Here is an 18,107-nt window from a genome sequence, read left to right as displayed (position 1 = left end):
TAACAACTGAACATATTATAAATAACTATGTATTCTGATTTTATATAGTTATTTGCCTATTGGAATCTTAATAACAATTTTAGCTCCTGCATTCTGGCTTCCGGTAATCAAAAGATCTGCTTTTTCTCCATACATGAACAACAGGCGCAGGAATACATTCCGGATTCCCAAACCTCCGATTTCTATGGAATAAATATCCTTTGAATGTCGGATTTCATCCAGCTGTTTTATTAGTGTTCCCAGGGATTCCTCAGAAAAACCGATTCCGTTGTCACTTACTGATAAACAGCAGAATTGATCTTCCATTGCTGCAGCAATCCGTATGATCCAAGGCGGTGAATTCGGAAATGCATATTTCAGCGAATTCTCAATTAACGGCTGCAGGGTGAGTTTTGGTATTTGAATATTTTTCAGTTCATCAGGAATATCCAACTGATAATGAAGCTTATCACCGTAGCGGATTTTCATACAGTCCAGATAACTGACGGAATATTTCAGTTCTGTGGCAATGTCCACATTTGCCAGTCCGTCGGAAGAGATGTAACGCAGATAGCGGCACAGATTGCTGCAAAATGTAATGATTTGAGGCGTCATATTGTTTTCCGCCATAATGCTGATATTAGTGAGATTATTATAAAGAAAATGCGGTTTAAGCATGGACTGAGTAGCAAACAGTTTGGCTCTGGCTTCTTCTGCTTTTGCATTGATGATGGACTCTGAGGAATCTTTCAGGGATAAATACATGTCATTATATATTTCAAATAAAGTTTCAATTTCTGCTGTGGTATTCTCCTGGCTGTCGATAAGAAGGGAGGTATCTGAACTAAGAATCTCATCCAGATTTATTTTTTCCAGCTGTGTTTTCAGAGAATTCAGAGGCAGCATCAGGTTTTTGGCTACATGAAAGCAAAGATACATGGAAGCGCACAAAAAGGCGGCGAGGAATCCGGTAAATACAAGCAGGAAAGGATATAGCTTTTCAAAAAGATATCGGGTATTCTGGGTAATAAGAATATTCCAGCCGGATTTTTCTTCTCCCTTCCATGTTAAGAATAATCGGTTCCCGTTTTCATCATAAACAATATTTCCGGTATTCTGATAAACAGTTCCTTCCTGGACGGACTTATAATATCCGGGCGTAGAAGTGTGGGATTTATAGGGATAAATAAGATCACCGCCACTGTTAATAATCTGAACGGACAATTCAGGATTATCCTCGCACAACTCATCCAGATAAGAAAAAAAGATGCTGCAGTCCTGTACAACTTCTACTACTCCCTGAGGTTGATAGGCGGAATCATAGTACATACGAAGCATGGAAAGGTAATATCGGCTCTTCATATAAGGATTGATTTTAGTAAATTCTTCATTCATAGAGGGCAGACCAATATATTTATAACCATGAAGTGTATTCACCTCTTTATACCAGGGCTGACGGGTAAGAACAGCCGGTTGGCTGATGCTGAAAGTACCCCAGCCCACCATATAATTGTGGATGGAATATACATTAATTTGTGATACGGTAGAATAAGGGCCGATGATGGAACCTATAACTTTATTTACTTCAGTTATGAGATTCCAGTCGGGTGCCTGCGGATCGATATTGTCCATGCAACTTTTCAGAGATTTTGAATAGATGGTATTCATGGAAGCATTGGACAGTTTATCGGTTTCCTGCTCGATATTATTGGCGATAGAGGAAGTCAGAGTATTCAGATAATCGATCATACGGCGGTATTCATTATGGATATAGAAAAAGCTGAGGATGATAAAACAGAGTATGAGAATGAGGGACATTATGAAGGAGTAATTTTTAAATAATCTGCTTTGCAGAGTGTTTTTCTTTTTCATAGTCCCTCCATTGCGGTGGCAAAAATATCCATAACCAAACCGCTTCTGTACATGTACGAAACCTGTCAAATATTATACGATACAAATATGTAAAGGACCTGCCCGGAGCTATTCGGGATGTCAGGAACCTTAATATAATATTACAGGAATCAGCTGAAAAATCAAGGAGGGTGTTGTAATGAAAAAGGGAAAAGCGATGATAGTAAGCCTTGCCGTGTGTATGGGTCTGCTGGCGGGATGCGGAAGCACCGGATCCGGCACGGATGCAGATTCAGGCGCGGATACGGTACAGGGAGAGGTACAGAGTACGGAAAGCGGAAAGGAAAAACGCAATATTACACTTACCTTCGGAACCCATCAGTCCGGGCTTCCCACATCGGGAGTGGTTCAGGAGCTGGCAGAGGAATTTGAAGCGGAAACTGGTATTAAGATAGACTTTCAGATTACTCCCGATGATCAGTGGAGAGATTTGCTGAAAACAAAGCTGGACTCCGGTGAGGCATATGACATTATGTGTGTGGATGCAGATCCTTTGAGTTTATACAGCCGGATTAACCCGGAACAAAATTGCGTGGATTTAAGCGATCAGGAATGGGTATCACGGATGGATCCGATTGTCCTTCCGGGAGTATCCTATAATGACAAAGTTTATGGAATCCAGTTCCCCGGGACCAGAGTGTCTGCATGTGTGTATAATAAAGATATTTTTGCAGATTTAGGTTTGGAGGTTCCCAGAACCTATGAAGATTTTAAGGCAGTTTGCCAGGCTATTAAGGATTCCGGGAAGACACCTCTTTATGAAGCCTGCCAGAATGGATGGCATCAGGTTTTGCCGCTGTTTGAAACAGGTTCTTACTATGTGACGCTTTATGATGATCTGTATGACAAACTGAATAAAAATGAAATGAAAATAACCGAGGTTACCGAAATAAGAACCATACTCGGGCAGATGAAAGAATGTGCTGATTTAGGCTATTTTGGTACGGATTTCCTCAGCCAGTCTGTAGAAGGAGGCGTGGATGCTTTTGGAACAGGACAGGCAGCCATGATGTATCAGTCTATGGATTGGATAGATGAAGTAATTAATGCATATCCGGAAATGGACGGAAAACTTGGCATTTTCTGCCTTCCCTGGGCAGATAACCAGTCTGTGAGCGTTAACCCTACAAATAATGCCTACTTTATAAATATAAACAGTAAATACGTAGAAGAATGTAAGGAATTTTTTGATTTCCTGGCGAGACCTGAAAATCTTCAGAAAAGACTTGACGGCGGCGGAATCACTTCTGTCTGCTGGCCTGAAATTGAGTCCAGAGAAAGACCGGAGGTTGTGGAATATATCAATTCCCTTCCTCAAGGTACAGTTATGCAGGTAGGTGTTTCGTATATCGATCCTCAGTGGATGGATGTTGGAAAGGATATTGACGCCATGTACACCGGTACAATGACTCCTGATGAAGTATTCCAGAATATAGAAAAAAGACGAACGGAACAGGCACAGCTTCAGAAGGATCCGGCATGGGCGGAATAACAGTTGACTATATGGTCCGGTGTGATAAACACTGGGCCATATCCTTTGACAGGGGGTCTGAATAATGAATATGAAAAAAAGATATCCTACCTATATGGCGGCCGGTGCATTCGTTCTGTTTGGTGTCCTGGTTTTTCTTCCGGGAATACTCGGAATTTTTTATTCCTTTACAGATTGGAACAGCTATACATCGGAAGTGAATTTTGTTGGTTTGAGAAATTATGCAAAAGCATTCAGCAATACGGAAGGCTATTCCGGATACATCGGGAATACATTGATATTTACCCTGGTAACAACAGCTTTGAAAACCATATTGGGAGTGGGCCTTGCACTTATGTTTAATGGTAAGTGGGTGAAAGGAAACCATGTACACAGAATGATTATCTTTTCTCCCCAGGTAATGTCTTATCTGATAGTGGGACTGGTGTTTAAGAGTCTTTTAAATCCTACCAATGGATTTATCAATAACTTTTTAAGAGGATGCGGACTGGATTTTCTTGCCAAAAGCTGGCTTTCCGATCCCAGACTGGCGTTCGGTACGGTAATTGCGGTAGATATCTGGAAGGGCGTAGGCTATATTATGATGGTAATTATGGCAGGGCTGCAGGTTATTTCGGTTTCTTATTATGAGGCGGCATCCATGGACGGAGCAAGCTTCTGGCAGAAAACCAGACATATTACAATTCCTCTTCTGGCACCGGTGCTGATAAATGCTACGGTATTAAACCTGACTTATGGCTTCCGCGTTTTTGATATTATCTATTCCCTGACCAACGGAGGACCAGGACATGCCACTGAAGTATTGAATACGGCTGTATATTCTGAATTTGCAAAGGGAAATTACGCAATGGGTACTACCCTATCCAGTATATTGTTCATCTTCGTCATGGGAATCTCTTATTTCCTGTTGAAAGCACTTGAAATGAAGGAGGAAGACTGATGAGAAGCCGAGGCAGAATAACCGCATTAATACTGAATCTGACAGCAATTATTTTAAGTCTTATTTTTATTATACCCATGGTTGTAATCTTTATTAACTCTTTCAAATCTCCGGCTGAATCCAATACGATGTCCATGAGACTTCCAACAGAGTGGATGTTTGAAAATTATTCTGTAGTAGTGGAACGGGGGAAGGTATTTGCATCCTTTCTGAACAGTTTCTGCTATGCCGCATGCAGCGCAATCCTTATTGTTGTTCTGGTAGCAATGGCAGCATTTGTATTGTCCAGGAACCGGTCCGGAATCAATCGTTTTATCTATTATTTTATTATATTGGGCATTGCCATGCCGGTGAGCAACGTTCCCTTGATGAAAGTCATGAAAGCATTACATATTATTAATACAAGGCCGGGAATTATCCTGCTATATGCTGCGATTAATATTCCTATCAGTCTGTTTATTGTTTATGGGTTTGTGGCATCCATTCATAAGGAAATTGATGAAGCGGCGATTATTGACGGATGCACTCCCATCCAGCTTTTTACCAGGGTTATTATCCATCTGCTCAAACCCGCGCTTGTGACCATATTCGTATTAAACTTTATGGGGGTTTGGAATGACTTTACCATGCCATTGTATTATCTGAATAATTCCCGTAAATGGCCTATGACTCTGGCTGTTTACAATTTTTTCGGTATGTATGAAAGGCAGTATAATCTGGTATGCGCAGATATTGTTCTCACGATGTGTCCGGTTTTGCTTATATTTATATTGGGACAAAAATATATTGTGGGGGGTATTTCTACCGGGGCGGTAAAAGGGTAACGAACTGAAAAATTTATTTATTAATGATAATTCAAAAGACAACGGTTCATAGAGCAGCTGTCTTTTGAATGTTTTTATATATTGACAATATGGTATATACGCCATATTATATATATATCATGAAGAAAGGAGGCAAAGGATGCCTCAATTTACAGTAGAGTTTTTTGAAGAAATAAATGGGGAAAAACCAGTAGAAAAATTTATGATGGAATTGGACGTTAAAATGCGTGCAAAATTGGTCGGTTTGCTACAAATATTGCAAGAAAAAGGTAATCTTTTAAGGGAGCCATATAGCAAACATCTTGATGACGGTATTTTTGAAATTCGAGGAAAAGTTGGGACAAATATAACAAGAGTATTATATTTTTTTTATTATGATAATAAAATTATATTAACAAATGGATTTGTTAAAAAAACTAATAAAACACCTGTAAATGAAATAAAGTTGGCAAAAATGAGAAGAAAAGTATATTTGGATAGAATGAAGTAAATATTGAAAGATAGGCCCTTTTAAATATCCTAGGTGTTTCCGTGTTAACTTGCGCAGATAGGAGTAATTATGAAAACATTAAATGAATTTATGAATGAGCAATTAGAAAATACAGAATTTAAGAAAGAATATGAAAAAATACAACCGGAAATGGATGTCATACGGGCAATCGTGGATGCAAGAATCGCTCAAAATCTTACACAAAAAGAACTGTCTGAAAGAACAGGAATAGATCAGGCTGATATTAGTAAGCTGGAAAATGGAACAAGAAATCCAACATTAAATCTGCTAAAAAGACTTGCTGATGGTATGGGGATGTCTTTAAAGATTGAGTTTGTGCCAAAGGCAAAGGTATGATCTGGTGACAGCAGATAAATTATGAGACAGAATGTAAATTATATTTTTTACTGCCCTATAGCTGTGGGTATAGGGCAGTAAGTGATATTACTAATTAAAAATATGGTAAGAACTACTTATAAGAATCAGTCTTTGTATAAATCCCTGTTTACCAATATCTCACGGTAACCTGCTCCCAACAGCCGGCTGCCGTTTTTCATACAGGGACGGAAATGTCCGGGCAGAATAATGTCACAGGAAAGTTCCGCCATCTTTTTCAGAGAATGACAGTAAGCTTCATAACAATATCTTTCATCAACCCGAATTCCCAGTACCGGGGTATAGCTATCTGTTCCAGTCTGCAGAAAATCACCTGTTACCAATACACTTTTTCCCTTCCATTCAAAGCTATAAGTCATGCTTCCGGGGGTATGTCCGGGAACAGAATAGCATTTTATGGAAATACACCCGGTATTTATTTCGTCTCCTCCGGAGAGTCTTTGTATACCGGAGCAGGCAGGAAAAGGGAAGCCATAGCAATAAGATATCGTACCGGAAGAACCGCTTTCCACAGCAGCAGCATCCGCTTCCGACATGAAAATCTGTGCGCCAAGTTCTGCATAATATGCGGCGTTCCCTGTATGATCAAAATGTGAATGAGTAAGAAAAACATGGCTGATTTTATAAGCGTCCAGCCCCCATACTGAGAGATTCTCTCCTATAATCCTCCGATCGGTTTCATCCAGGCCGGTGTCGAAGAGGATAAGCTCCTGTTTATTGGGGAAGGACAGTGCATAGACATTCTGGTGGCTTCCGTAGCAGGGGCCGCACAGCTGGTATAAATCCGGCAATAACATCATGAGCTTTTTCTCCTTTATGTACATGACATAGTATATAGATTTTATTCTAGCCCTTAACAGCACCTGCGGCAAGTCCTTCTGTAATTTGCTTTGAAAAGATGACGAAAAGAAGGATGATGGGCAGAATACCAATTACAACGCCCAGCATACGCGCACCGTAGTTTGCTACAAACATATTACCGATAGAAGCAATGACAAGAGGGACAGTGTACATTTTAGGATTATTAATCATAATCATGGGAAGCAGATAACTGTTCCAAGACTGCAGGAAGGATATAATGCTTAAAGTGAAAATGGCAGGGCGTATAATAGGCAATACCAGACGTATAAATACTCCCATATCATTACAACCGTCAATCCGACCGCTTTCTACTAACTCGTAAGGAAAGGCATCTTTCATGTATTGGGTCATCCAAAATACTCCAAAAGCATTGGCTATGTTGGGCAGGATTAGAGGAAGAAAGGTTTTGGAAAGATGGAGTATGCGCATTTCCCATGCAAAAGCTACCAAGCCTACTTCCATGGGAACCATCATAGTCATCAGAACAATCTGAAACAGAAGATTTTTGTGTTTGAAATTATACTTGGCAAAAGCAAAGCCTGCCATTGCACTGAATAGTACAGTAAGAACAGTGCTGGATACAGCGACAATCAGGCTGTTTAAAACAGAACGAAAATAATCGGCTTCCAGAATTGTCCGGAAATTATCATGCAATGCATTACCCAGCCGGAAGGTAACACCTGAAAAAATCATTTGATTGTCCTGAGTTGACATGACAAACATCAGGATAAAAGGAAGAATGCTGATGGTGGCAATAATGATCATGATGAAATTAATGATAATAGAAAGAGGTTTTTGATTCTTTTCTCGTTTTTGCATGGTTATTCCTCCTTATTCCTGTTAATGATAGAAAAATACAGGAATGAGAATATGAGTATTACCACGAACATGGCATAACCGGTGGCAGCTCCATATCCACTTTGACCGGATACAAAAGCTGTATCCAGAAATTTCATATTCATTGTCTGAGCGGCATTGCCGACGCCCCCTTTATAATCTCCGAAAAGCATTAACGGTTCTTCAAAAATTTTAAGGCAGCCAATAATACCAATAGTAGTCTGAAAGACAATAATTGGTTTCATAATGGGAAGAATTACATAAATAATGGCTTTTGGAGAGGATGCTCCATCAACCTTTGCCGCATCATAAATTTCGCTGGATATTCCTTGTAAACCGGAAAGATATATTATAGCAACATAACCAATATATCGCCAGTTTGTAATGAAGGCAACGAGAGGCTTGGCAATGGCAGAATTATGGAGCCAGTCTATATTGCTGCTGATAATTCCCCATTGTCTGAGCATTACGTTTACAATACCGAAATTCTGATCAAGCATAGTAGAAAAGATAATTCCAATAGCGATGGGGGCGGTTACGTAAGGAAGAAACATTGCATTTCTAACATAAGAATTCCCCCATTTGATAAAGCCATAATTTAGCAGAAGGGCGACTATTAATCCCAAAGTCTGAATAGGAATCATTGCTTCCAGGACGAGTATAATACTATTGAGAAGCGAACGATAAAATGCCGTATCTTTTAAAAGCGATGCATAATTTCGAAAACCGATGAATTCCATCGGTCCGAATCCTTTCCATTTTGTGAGACTGATATAGAAACTGAACAAAATGGGAAAAAGATTAAAAATAAAGTATGTTATAAAAAATGGCAGGATGAATATAATCGGCCAGCTTATTTTTCGTTTTCTTTTCATTGAAACCTCCTCAGAGAAAAGGCCTGCAGCCGGAAAATGTATGGCAGCAGGCCTTTTTGCTATTTCTGATAGTCGGGATTTGATGAAATCAGATCCTCTTCCACCTTGTTCGCAAGTTCCTCCGCAGTTCCAGAATCCAGAGACTGGGCGAAAAATGACATGCTGTTATAAAACATAGAATCATCGGATAAAGGCCTGAGAACGGTCATTTCATCCATTTCTTTAAGATAAAAGTCAGTTACATTCTGGTTATCGAAAAATTCATTGGGTTTATACAGGTAATCGGAGGAATATGCAGTTTTTACTCCAGGATAAAAATGAATAAGTTCGTATTTATTCTGAGCTCCCTGAGGAGATAGTTCATATCTCATCCATGCAGCAACTGCATCTTTGTTTTTGCTCTGATTATACATGCCCCACCAGATACCGCCCCAGTTATATGAGCCGCCTGGTACTGAGGCTACACCCCAGTTGCCGCTGCCGTCCGGATCATTGGGCTCGATAACAAAGCTTTGAAACCAACAGGAGCCGGGATAACATAACACATTTCCCTGAGCAAAGGATGCATTCCAGGCAGGGGTCCATATATCCATACCGCCATCAATATTGGCAGCCTTTACTTCCTTGAGGAGATTAAAGGTTTCTGTGAAATTCTCAGAGACCATTAATTTATCACCATCTTTCCATTTTAGACCGGTCTGATTTACCATGGGATAAACAAGGGAATCCATACCCGGAATCATGCTAACACTGCCGCCGGATTTGGAAACCACATCCTTTCCGACTTTGATGAAATCCTGCCAGGTAGGCATCATTGCGGAGATTTCATCAGGATCATCCGTTCCAAGATATTCCTTTGCAAGATCCCTTCTATAGAATAATCCTCCGGGACCTGCAGTATTAGGGATCCCGATGAAGGTTCCGTCATTGTCGGTACCAATTTCTGCCAGATAAGGAATTAATAATTCCTGATCTATGTTATATGGTTCTGCACTAATATCTTCGCAGATACCCATTTCATAGAATTTACCTACCATTCCTATTTCCATAGCAAGGATATCAGGAACTTCGCCGCCGCTGGTAAGCGCAGTTTGTAGTTTTTGGAGATAATCTTCTGCAGAAGCGATAGTAACGAAGTCAAAAGTTACATTAGGATAGACATCTTTCATTTTTTCTACCATTGTGAAAAAATTGGGATCCCAGCTCCAAAAAAGAATGTTTCCGGTTATTTCATCAGGTGATTTCCCATTAACATAGAAATATTCGTCATCAGCCGGGATATAATCGGTCGAACCGGCGGTTTCGGCTTCTGAAACGAGAGACTGGGATTGCGTTTCTGCTGAGTATTGAACTTCTTTAGTCTCCTGTATGGAAGCCTGAATTGAAGGTTCGGATGACGCAGTATTTCCGCAGCCGATACAGGTGAAAGCCATAATAACGAAGGCAATGGAAAAGGACAGAATTCGTTTATAAATTTTGTTTCTCATAAAAACCCTCCTATAAGTTTAAGAGATAAAGGCGCCTTAGTGATAATTCCATTATACTTGCCACTGTTTTTATTCCTAGACGACTATGTTATTATTTTTTAAGAGATATTAGGATGAGAGATTATCTTTAAACTGATAGGGACTGAAACCGGTCATTTTTTTAAATATTTGTCCAAAATACTGTACGCTTCCGAAACCGCACATCTCTGCTATGGTGTATACCTTCAGATTACTGGTTAAAAGTAATTTTTTTGCTTTTTTCAAACGGTACTGAATTAAGTAGTCACTGATATTCTGCCCTGTTTCTTTCTTAAAGGACTGACTTAAGTAAATTCTGCTGATTCCAGCATATTCTGCAATATCCTCTAAAGTAATCGCCCTAGAGTAATTTGTTTTAATATAATCGACGGCAGCAAGAATTTTAGTACTGCAGCCTAAGAATTCTGTATCTTCGCCTAGCATTTCCTGGGCTTCTTCGTAAGCTTCTTTCAAATCATTCCAATCTGAATATGCATGACAACTGATACCAGATATCCAACTGATATTTTGGGATTCAAAAAATTGATATAGATGACTGAGTATATTTTTTATTTCTGTTTTCAAGCTTGCGATACTTGTCTGATTGTCTCCTGCAAAAATAAGAGAAAAATTATTTCCTTCCTCTTTCAGTAATAAAAGCTGGCAGGGTGTTTGACCGGAATAACTGTGATGGATATAATCAGTAAAACTCTGGGTATCCTGTTGTGACAATATATGCTGCTTATGAGAGGATAGTTGAAAACAGGCGATCATATAGAGTGATTTCAGTTCAGGGATAATATCATTGTCAATATAATTATTCAATTCATCTTTGCTGACATTATTGTTTATAATTTTAAGAAAAATTTCCTGTCGCAATATCTTTAAACCTTCGCCTGTAGTTTGTTCCTTTAAGAATATAGAATCCAGCTTATGCAGAAGTTCTACAAGATCTGATTCTTCATAGGTATGCTTCAGAAGATAATCGATTGCGCCTAGCCGCATGGCTTCTCTAACATAATCAAATTCATCATAACAACTCATTACAATAACTTTGGCAGGTTCATTTATGTCCTTTAGATGGCGAAGAAGCTCCAGGCCATCCATAACAGGCATTTTAATGTCTGTTATTATTACATCAGGATGAAGTGATGATATAATTTTCAATGCCTGCTCTCCGTTAGAGGATTCTCCGCACAGACGGTACCCATAATTTTCCCAGGTAATACTTGTTTTAAGACTCTGCCGGGACAGAAGTTCATCGTCAACAATAAATACTGTTTTCATTATAGCCCTCCTCTTTCATAACGGGTATTTTCATCTGAACATGAATACCGCCGGATGGATTAGTACTTAGATTAATCCCAAATTTATTCGAAAAATTTATTTTGATTCGATGGTTAATATTTTCAATTCCTATATTTTTAAGCTTGCGTACCTCAAAGGAATCTGAACTGTATTCCTGATACTGATCGTTTTCCAGAAGATTATTTAATGATGATATTTTTTCTTTGGACATACCTACCCCATTATCATAAATATTAATCAGTATAAATGTTTCCATCTTTGAAAGAACAACTGTTATTTGCCCATGCCCTTTTGGGAGAATACCATGAAATAATGCATTTTCAATAAGCGGTTGAATAGAAAAACGCGGAATCAGATATTCTGTAATGTCGGGAGAAGTAATTTGACATTGATAATAAACCACTTCTTCGCCATACCGTACTTTCTGTATATGAAGATAATCAGCAACCAGTTCCAATTCCTGGGAAATGGTTATAAACTTATCGGATGAAAGGCTTGCGCTGCTCAGGTGGATTAATGAAACAGTAATGTCACGAATATCAGGAGTGTTATGCAGCTTTGCCAGATAACGTATGGAATTTAGGGTATTGTACAAAAAATGAGGATTAATCTGGGCCTGTAGAGCGTAGAGTTCTGCCTGCCTTTTGCTGCGTTCTTTAGTTTTTACCTGTGTTATTAAGTTGCGTATCTGGGTTAACATGGAATTGTAACCATCAATAAGTGAAAGTAGTTCATCCTGATTATGATAGGATACAAAGCTGTCTAAATTCCCGTTTTCTACTTCTTTCATAGATGAAATCAGCATACCTATAGGTTTATATAAAGAGTTAATAATAGGGCGGCTAATGATAATAGCAGCAAAAATACAAACGATAAACAAAATTAGAGTCAGGCTCATTTGTATGATGATGGATTGGGCAAACATATGATAAGGAATAAGAGCACAGAAGGTCCAGCCTGTTAAGGCTGAGGTTTCTGTCAGGCAAAGGAATTTTTCATGATTTATGGATATGGTTTCATCCATAGAGGGGAAGGGATATGTAACAGCATCTAAAAAAGCTTGATCGTTAAAGGAATAAGTCCCTGAACGAGATAAAAGCTTATTTTTATTGTCAAGAAGAAAGATTTCACCTTTCATAGGTAGAGAAAAGTCATATAAAACCTGATTAATGACCCGGGTATCAATATCGATAATAAGACGTCCGAGTTTTTTGTTACCTGAATAAAGAGAATAGATGTTTTTGGCAAAAGAAATGACCGGTATATGCTGGCTTATATAGGGAGCATCATGAATATCTGATAGGTTCAGACTGCCATTGTCGGTATCCTCATTAATGATAGGAACCACCATTCCTTGTAGAGAATTATCCAGTATCTGGTTATCCAGATTTACGAGATATACTTTGGGGATATATGGTCTGGTAGAGGAATAACGTTTGATAGTCTGTTCCACAGAGCGAAGGAGAGACTTAGTTTCCAGACTGTTGTATTCTATTTTTTCAGTTAAAGCATTTTGAATCGGAGTTTCGGGTAAAATACCGGAAGCCAGGTTATTGATGTCTTCAAAAAAGTAGTCAATATTGGAAAGCCCAAGGCGTAGGGACTCATGAACAGAATCAGATAAATTTTCTTCAAGTACAGTATAGGTTTGATAAGTGTTTGCAGCTTGCAGAATAGCTAAAGCCGAAATAAGTAATGCAGAAAATGACAAAATCATTTTACGACGTAATGATGTGATATGAAGATATTTTTTAAATACAGAACGCATAGAAGTTCCCCCTTTAAAAAAATTTGTAACAACAAATTTGTAGAATTTTACATAAGTATAGCACATGGAAAATGAAATGGGCATGTAAAAGTAAATATGGTATTATATGGGAGTAATGGTTGATGAGGAACTTTTGACCATGAGATGTGTACAGAGTATAGGGAATGTTTGAATAACCGAAACTGAAAAGCTATACGGAGAAAAAATAAAGTGAAAATCTATATTACAGGTTCAGTGGCAAGCGGGAAATCCACCTTGGCGCGGCGTATTTCACAGATAACAAAGATACCCTGCTATCATTTGGATGAAGTGGTCCATATTCCGGCGCCTGAAGAAGCATCGGGGAATAAGAAACGTCCAATTGAAGAAAGAGATGCATTATTTCATGATATTCTGAACAGCCCCGATTATGTTATGGAGGATGCCGGACGGGTTTGTTTTGCAGAAGGGATGCGTCAGGCCGACATAGTGATTTTACTTGAAATCCCCCTTTTCATCAGGAAGAAAAGAATAATAACCCGTTGGCTGAAGCAGAAAACAGGGCTTGAAAAGTGCATATATAAACCAACACTTTCTATGCTCCGGGCCATGTTCCAATGGGTGGGGGATTATGATTCAGGAGCAGATGGTACGAAGGCGCTTGCCGCACAATTTGATGAAAAGAAGGTTGTTCTGCATAATAACAAAGAGATAAAAGCATACCTGAAAACGCTCTCAGATAATCCGTCTCATAAATCCACAAAGGAAGAAAGGGAAATTTAAATATGGAAAACACGCCTGAAATCAGAACCTCCCGTCTTTTGCTCCGTCGTTTTACACCGGAGGACGCGGAAGCCTTTTACCAGATAATTAGCGATAAAGAGGTAAATACCTTCCTTCCATGGTTTCCCATGCAGTCCTTAGAGGAAGCAGCTGCGTTCCTGCAGGAAAAATACCTGAAAAGCTATGAGAAACCGGAGGGTTTCCGATATGCTGTCTGCCTTCTTAATGAAAATGTTCCCATAGGCTATGTAAATATAGACGAGGAAAAAAGCCATGATTTAGGCTATGGGCTGAGAAAGGAATACTGGAATCAGGGAATTGTGACAGAGGCTTGCCTGTCGTTGATCAGCCTATTGAAAGAAGCCGGCATTTCCTATATTACAGCGACACATGACAGGAATAATCCAAGAAGCGGAAAGGTAATGAAAAAGATAGGAATGACCTATCGTTATTCCTATGAAGAGCAGTGGCAGCCCAAAAATATACGGGTTACCTTCCGCATGTATCAGCTGAACCTGGATGGACAGGAGGCCCGGGTATATCAGGAATATTGGGATAAGTATCCAAACCATTTTATAGAAGAAATTTAAATCCGGTTTCCGTCGGTTCCCCGTATGGGGCAATCCGGATAAATCACCACTTCAGGCTTGTCATACGGTATTTTTCGCTGTATTCTATAATGAAGTTGGAGGAAACCAGATGAAATTTTTATTAACGGCAGTGAATGCGAAGTATATCCATTCCAATCCTGCCATATACAGTTTGCGTGCCTATAGTGTTCAGAAGGATTCTGAACTTGAGAAAAATATTGAACTTGCAGAATATACCATAAATCAGCCCTTCCAGGATATCCTGGCGGATATTTACAGAAGGAAACCAGACTGTATCGCGTTTTCCTGTTATATATGGAACTGGGAAATAATCAGGGATATCGTCCGGGAACTGGCAAAAATTCTTCCCGATGTCCCTGTTTGGCTGGGAGGGCCGGAGGTATCCTATAATGCGGAGGAAATCCTGGAAAAGCTGCCTTTTCTTACCGGAATTATGGTTGGCGAAGGGGAGGAGACTTTCCGGGAACTGCTTTGCTATTACCGTAATGGCAGCACAAAGGAAACCGCAGATCTTGAAAAGATAGCAGGTATTGTGTTCAGGCGCCATGCCGGTATATGCCGTACAGGGGAGCGGAGGCTTACTGATATCAGCGGACTTCCCTTCTTTTATAATGAAGAGGATATCGGGGATTTTCATAACCGCATCATTTATTATGAATCCAGCAGAGGCTGCCCGTACCGGTGCAGCTACTGTCTCTCCTCCATTGATAAAACGGTACGTCTGCGCAGCCGGGAGCTAGTGGAAAAGGAGCTTCAGTTTTTCCTGGACAAAAAGGTCCCCCAGGTAAAGTTTGTGGATCGAACGTTTAACTGCGATCATAAGCATGCCATGGGCATTTGGAAATATATAAAAGAACACGATAACGGAATTACCAATTTCCATTTTGAGATATCGGCGGATATTCTGAAGGAAGAGGAGCTTGCGATTCTGCAGTCCCTTCGTCCGGGTCTGGTTCAGCTGGAAATCGGGGTACAGTCCACGAACCCCAGAACGATTGAAGAAATCAGGCGCAGCATGGACTGGGAACGGCTTCGGCAGATTGTTGCCGCTCTCCGGGAAAAAGAAAATATCCATATCCATCTCGACTTGATTGCAGGGCTTCCTTATGAAGATATGGAGAGCTTCCGCCATTCCTTTAATGAGGTATATGCCTGCAGGCCGGAGCAGCTGCAGCTGGGATTTTTGAAGGTTCTGAAAGGTTCTTATATGCATGAGAAGGCTTCTGAATATGAGATCCATTATACAGATAAGCCTCCTTATGAAGTCCTTTTTACCAAATGGCTGCCCTATGACCAGGTATTAAAGCTGAAAAAAGTGGAGGAAATGGTGGAGCTTTATTACAACAGCGGCCAGTTTGTCCATACTCTTCCTGTTTTGGAAAAAGCGTTCTCGGATCCCTTCTGCCTGTATGAACGGCTGGCGGAATATTATGAGGAAAAAGGGTATTTTATAAATAATCCGGCAAGGGGATACCGTTATCAGGTGCTTCTGGATTTTGCCGTTTCAGCGGAGCCGGAAAAGGAGGAGCTGTACAGGCAGCTTCTGACTTTGGATATGTATCTGAGAGAAAATATGAAGAGCCGTCCGGCCTTTGCCCTCACACTCCTGGAAAATCAGGAGATAAAAGAAAAAATAAATGATTTTTACCGAAGGGAAGAAAAAAATCCCACATGCCTGACCGAATATGTACAGGATGGCTGCACGTCCCGCCAGATGGCCCGTATGACCCATATTGAATGTTTTACACTGCCGGTCTGGGAAAAGGAGCCTTTGGAACATAATAACGAAACTGCCATTTATTACCTTCTGTTCGATTACAGGAAAAGAAACCCTTTAAACCAGGAGGCGTATACCATATTGCTTCCTTTGACATAATGGAGAGTAAGTAATGAAACAAAAAGAACGAATTGAAACGATTCTCGGACTGCTGGATCAGCATTATGGTACGGATATTATCTGCTATCTTGACCATGAAAATGCATGGCAGCTGCTCATCGCCACTATTTTAAGCGCGCAGTGTACGGATGCCAGAGTCAATGTGGTGACAAAGGATTTATTCCGGAAATATACCGGCGTTGAGGCTTTTGCAAAGGCGGATTTAAAGGAGCTGGAACAGGATATCCGTTCTACCGGTTTTTATCATAATAAGGCAAAAAATATCATTGCCTGCTGTCAGGATCTGGTGAATAAGTTTGACGGGCAGGTGCCGGAATCCATAGAAGATCTGACTTCTCTTGCCGGAGTGGGAAGAAAGACAGCTAATGTAATCAGAGGAAATATTTATAATGAGCCGAGTATCGTTGTGGATACTCATGTAAAAAGAATATCCTTTCGCCTGGGGCTGACAAAAGAAGAGGATCCGGTAAAGGTGGAATTTGATTTAATGAAGGCTCTGCCCAAGGAGCACTGGATACTCTATAATCTGCAGATCATTGCTTTGGGCAGGGAAATCTGCAAAGCGCCCACCGCAAAATGTGAGGAGTGTTTTTTGACCGAATACTGTCCATACTATAAAAAGAACGCCGGCAAACAGGCGCGGGCGAAGAAAAAATCAGGTGCCGGTAAATGAGCGGCCCGGTGAAGGATTATGTCTGCCTGGATTTGGAAACCTCCGGGCTTTATCCTAAATACGATAAAATCATCGAAATCGGAGCCGTGAAGGTGAAAAACGGTCAGATTACCGACCGCTTCCGGTCTTTGGTTAATCCGGGACGGAAGCTGACGGAAATCACAACAGCAATTACGGGAATACATGACGGAGATTTGGTATCCGCACCGGATATTATGGAAATCCTTCCTTCTTTCCTGTCCTTCAGTGAAGCTTTGCCGCTGCTGGGTCACAGCATCCTTTTTGATTATTCATTTATTAAGAAAGCGGCGGTAAATCAGGGATTGTCCTTTGAACGTGAGGGGATAGACACACTGAAGCTTGCAAGGAAATTTCTCCCGGATCTGGAAAGCCGGGCTCTGGAAAATTTATGTGTTCATTTTCATATCCCCCATACGGCTCACAGGGCGTTGGGAGATGCGGAAGCGACACAGCAGCTGTATGTAAAGCTGTGTGAACTGTTTTGGAATGAAAAGGATTTTGCCCCCCGGCAGCTGGTTTATAAGGTGAAAAAAGAAGGACCCGCCTCAGGTGCACAGAAGGAGAGGCTGTACAGGCTTGCCGCCGTCCACAAGCTGGAACTGGATGCGGATATAGAAAAAATGACCAAGAACGAAGCCAGCCGTACCATCGACAAAATCCTGGCGCAATACGGGAAATTAACGGAACATGTGGAAAAACCCTGAAAAACAGCGGTTTGAACGGGATTTTCTGTGGCTTATTTCCGCTTATCTTTGCTTGCAAAAACAGAAGCTTTCATATATAATAATCATCTGAACAGTTAGGGTTGCATATGGTTTTTTCAAACAGGATAAAATCATGTGAAAATGTCGGGAGGCATAAAAATGTTTAATTTGAATAATAAGAAAACACAAAAAGTAATTTCATCAGTCATCATCATTTTACTGGTGTTGGCGATGGTAGTGCCCACACTTCTGT

17 protein-coding genes are annotated in these 18,107 nt (G+C 40.3%); 10 read left to right on the top strand and 7 right to left on the bottom strand.

Annotated features, from left to right (window positions below; translation table 11 throughout):
• Positions 1-48: 48 nt before the first annotated feature.
• Complete coding sequence (locus tag BLA28_RS04830) at positions 49-1,851, bottom strand: sensor histidine kinase (protein ID WP_069156180.1); 1,803 nt, start codon at positions 1,849-1,851, stop codon at positions 49-51.
• 178 nt (positions 1,852-2,029) lie between these two features.
• Here BLA28_RS04830 and BLA28_RS04825 point away from each other — a divergent pair, with 178 nt between their 5' ends.
• From BLA28_RS04825 to BLA28_RS04805, 5 genes are all read left to right on the top strand, one after another.
• On the top strand, positions 2,030-3,382 hold the full coding sequence (locus tag BLA28_RS04825; RefSeq protein WP_044965473.1) for an ABC transporter substrate-binding protein: 1,353 nt from the start codon (positions 2,030-2,032) through the stop codon (positions 3,380-3,382).
• A gap of 64 nt (positions 3,383-3,446) precedes the next feature.
• A complete protein-coding gene (locus BLA28_RS04820) occupies positions 3,447-4,322 on the top strand; it encodes a carbohydrate ABC transporter permease (RefSeq protein ID WP_044965475.1) in 876 nt (291 codons plus the stop codon).
• Complete coding sequence (locus BLA28_RS04815; protein ID WP_081329849.1) at positions 4,322-5,146, top strand: carbohydrate ABC transporter permease; 825 nt, start codon at positions 4,322-4,324, stop codon at positions 5,144-5,146. Before BLA28_RS04820 ends, BLA28_RS04815 begins: the two co-directional genes overlap by 1 nt.
• A 139-nt stretch (positions 5,147-5,285) precedes the next feature.
• Positions 5,286-5,636, top strand: coding sequence for a type II toxin-antitoxin system RelE/ParE family toxin (locus BLA28_RS04810; RefSeq protein WP_044965480.1), 351 nt, complete (start codon positions 5,286-5,288; stop codon positions 5,634-5,636).
• Positions 5,637-5,705: 69 nt separating this feature from the next.
• On the top strand, positions 5,706-5,993 hold the full coding sequence (locus BLA28_RS04805) for a helix-turn-helix domain-containing protein (RefSeq protein WP_044965482.1): 288 nt from the start codon (positions 5,706-5,708) through the stop codon (positions 5,991-5,993).
• A 125-nt stretch (positions 5,994-6,118) separates the two neighbouring features.
• Here the strand turns inward: BLA28_RS04805 and BLA28_RS04800 are convergent, their stop codons facing one another.
• The 6 genes from BLA28_RS04800 to BLA28_RS04775 all read right to left on the bottom strand — a co-directional run bounded on the left by BLA28_RS04800 (position 6,119) and on the right by BLA28_RS04775 (position 13,186).
• Positions 6,119-6,832, bottom strand: a complete 714-nt coding sequence (locus BLA28_RS04800; RefSeq protein ID WP_069156179.1) for an MBL fold metallo-hydrolase — start codon at positions 6,830-6,832, stop codon at positions 6,119-6,121.
• A gap of 46 nt (positions 6,833-6,878) precedes the next feature.
• Entirely contained in the window at positions 6,879-7,712 is an 834-nt protein-coding gene (locus tag BLA28_RS04795; RefSeq protein WP_069151654.1) for a carbohydrate ABC transporter permease, read from the bottom strand.
• A 2-nt stretch (positions 7,713-7,714) separates the two neighbouring features.
• Complete coding sequence (locus tag BLA28_RS04790; RefSeq protein ID WP_044965487.1) at positions 7,715-8,605, bottom strand: carbohydrate ABC transporter permease; 891 nt, start codon at positions 8,603-8,605, stop codon at positions 7,715-7,717.
• A gap of 59 nt (positions 8,606-8,664) precedes the next feature.
• A complete protein-coding gene (locus BLA28_RS04785; protein ID WP_050018545.1) occupies positions 8,665-10,092 on the bottom strand; it encodes an ABC transporter substrate-binding protein in 1,428 nt (475 codons plus the stop codon).
• A 108-nt stretch (positions 10,093-10,200) separates the two neighbouring features.
• Complete coding sequence (locus tag BLA28_RS04780) at positions 10,201-11,397, bottom strand: response regulator transcription factor (protein WP_044965489.1); 1,197 nt, start codon at positions 11,395-11,397, stop codon at positions 10,201-10,203.
• Positions 11,375-13,186 carry a sensor histidine kinase gene (locus BLA28_RS04775; RefSeq protein WP_044965491.1) on the bottom strand — a complete coding sequence of 604 codons (1,812 nt, stop codon included), beginning with the start codon at positions 13,184-13,186 and terminating at the stop codon, positions 11,375-11,377. The genes BLA28_RS04780 and BLA28_RS04775 overlap by 23 nt, the downstream gene beginning before the upstream one ends.
• A gap of 210 nt (positions 13,187-13,396) precedes the next feature.
• Here BLA28_RS04775 and BLA28_RS04770 point away from each other — a divergent pair, with 210 nt between their 5' ends.
• The 5 genes from BLA28_RS04770 (at position 13,397) to BLA28_RS04750 (ending at position 17,854) form a co-directional block, all read left to right on the top strand.
• Positions 13,397-13,948: a P-loop NTPase family protein gene (locus BLA28_RS04770; protein ID WP_081329846.1), complete on the top strand. Its 552-nt coding sequence runs from the start codon at positions 13,397-13,399 to the stop codon at positions 13,946-13,948.
• A gap of 2 nt (positions 13,949-13,950) precedes the next feature.
• Entirely contained in the window at positions 13,951-14,538 is a 588-nt protein-coding gene (locus BLA28_RS04765; protein WP_069156177.1) for a GNAT family N-acetyltransferase, read from the top strand.
• Between the two features lie 109 nt (positions 14,539-14,647).
• Entirely contained in the window at positions 14,648-16,435 is a 1,788-nt protein-coding gene (locus BLA28_RS04760; protein WP_069156176.1) for a DUF4080 domain-containing protein, read from the top strand.
• 13 nt (positions 16,436-16,448) lie between these two features.
• Positions 16,449-17,129 (top strand): endonuclease III, encoded by a 681-nt coding sequence (gene nth, locus BLA28_RS04755; protein WP_069156175.1) that lies wholly within the window; start codon positions 16,449-16,451, stop codon positions 17,127-17,129.
• Complete coding sequence (locus BLA28_RS04750; protein ID WP_069156174.1) at positions 17,126-17,854, top strand: 3'-5' exonuclease; 729 nt, start codon at positions 17,126-17,128, stop codon at positions 17,852-17,854. The genes nth and BLA28_RS04750 overlap by 4 nt, the downstream gene beginning before the upstream one ends.
• The last annotated feature ends 253 nt before the right edge of the window (positions 17,855-18,107 follow it).

Origin of the sequence: Eisenbergiella tayi (genome assembly GCF_001881565.1) — a bacterium.
Lineage (GTDB): Bacteria > Bacillota > Clostridia > Lachnospirales > Lachnospiraceae > Eisenbergiella > Eisenbergiella tayi.
The sequence above is the reverse complement of the archived record's forward strand: the minus strand, read 5'-3'. Positions and strand labels throughout refer to the sequence as shown.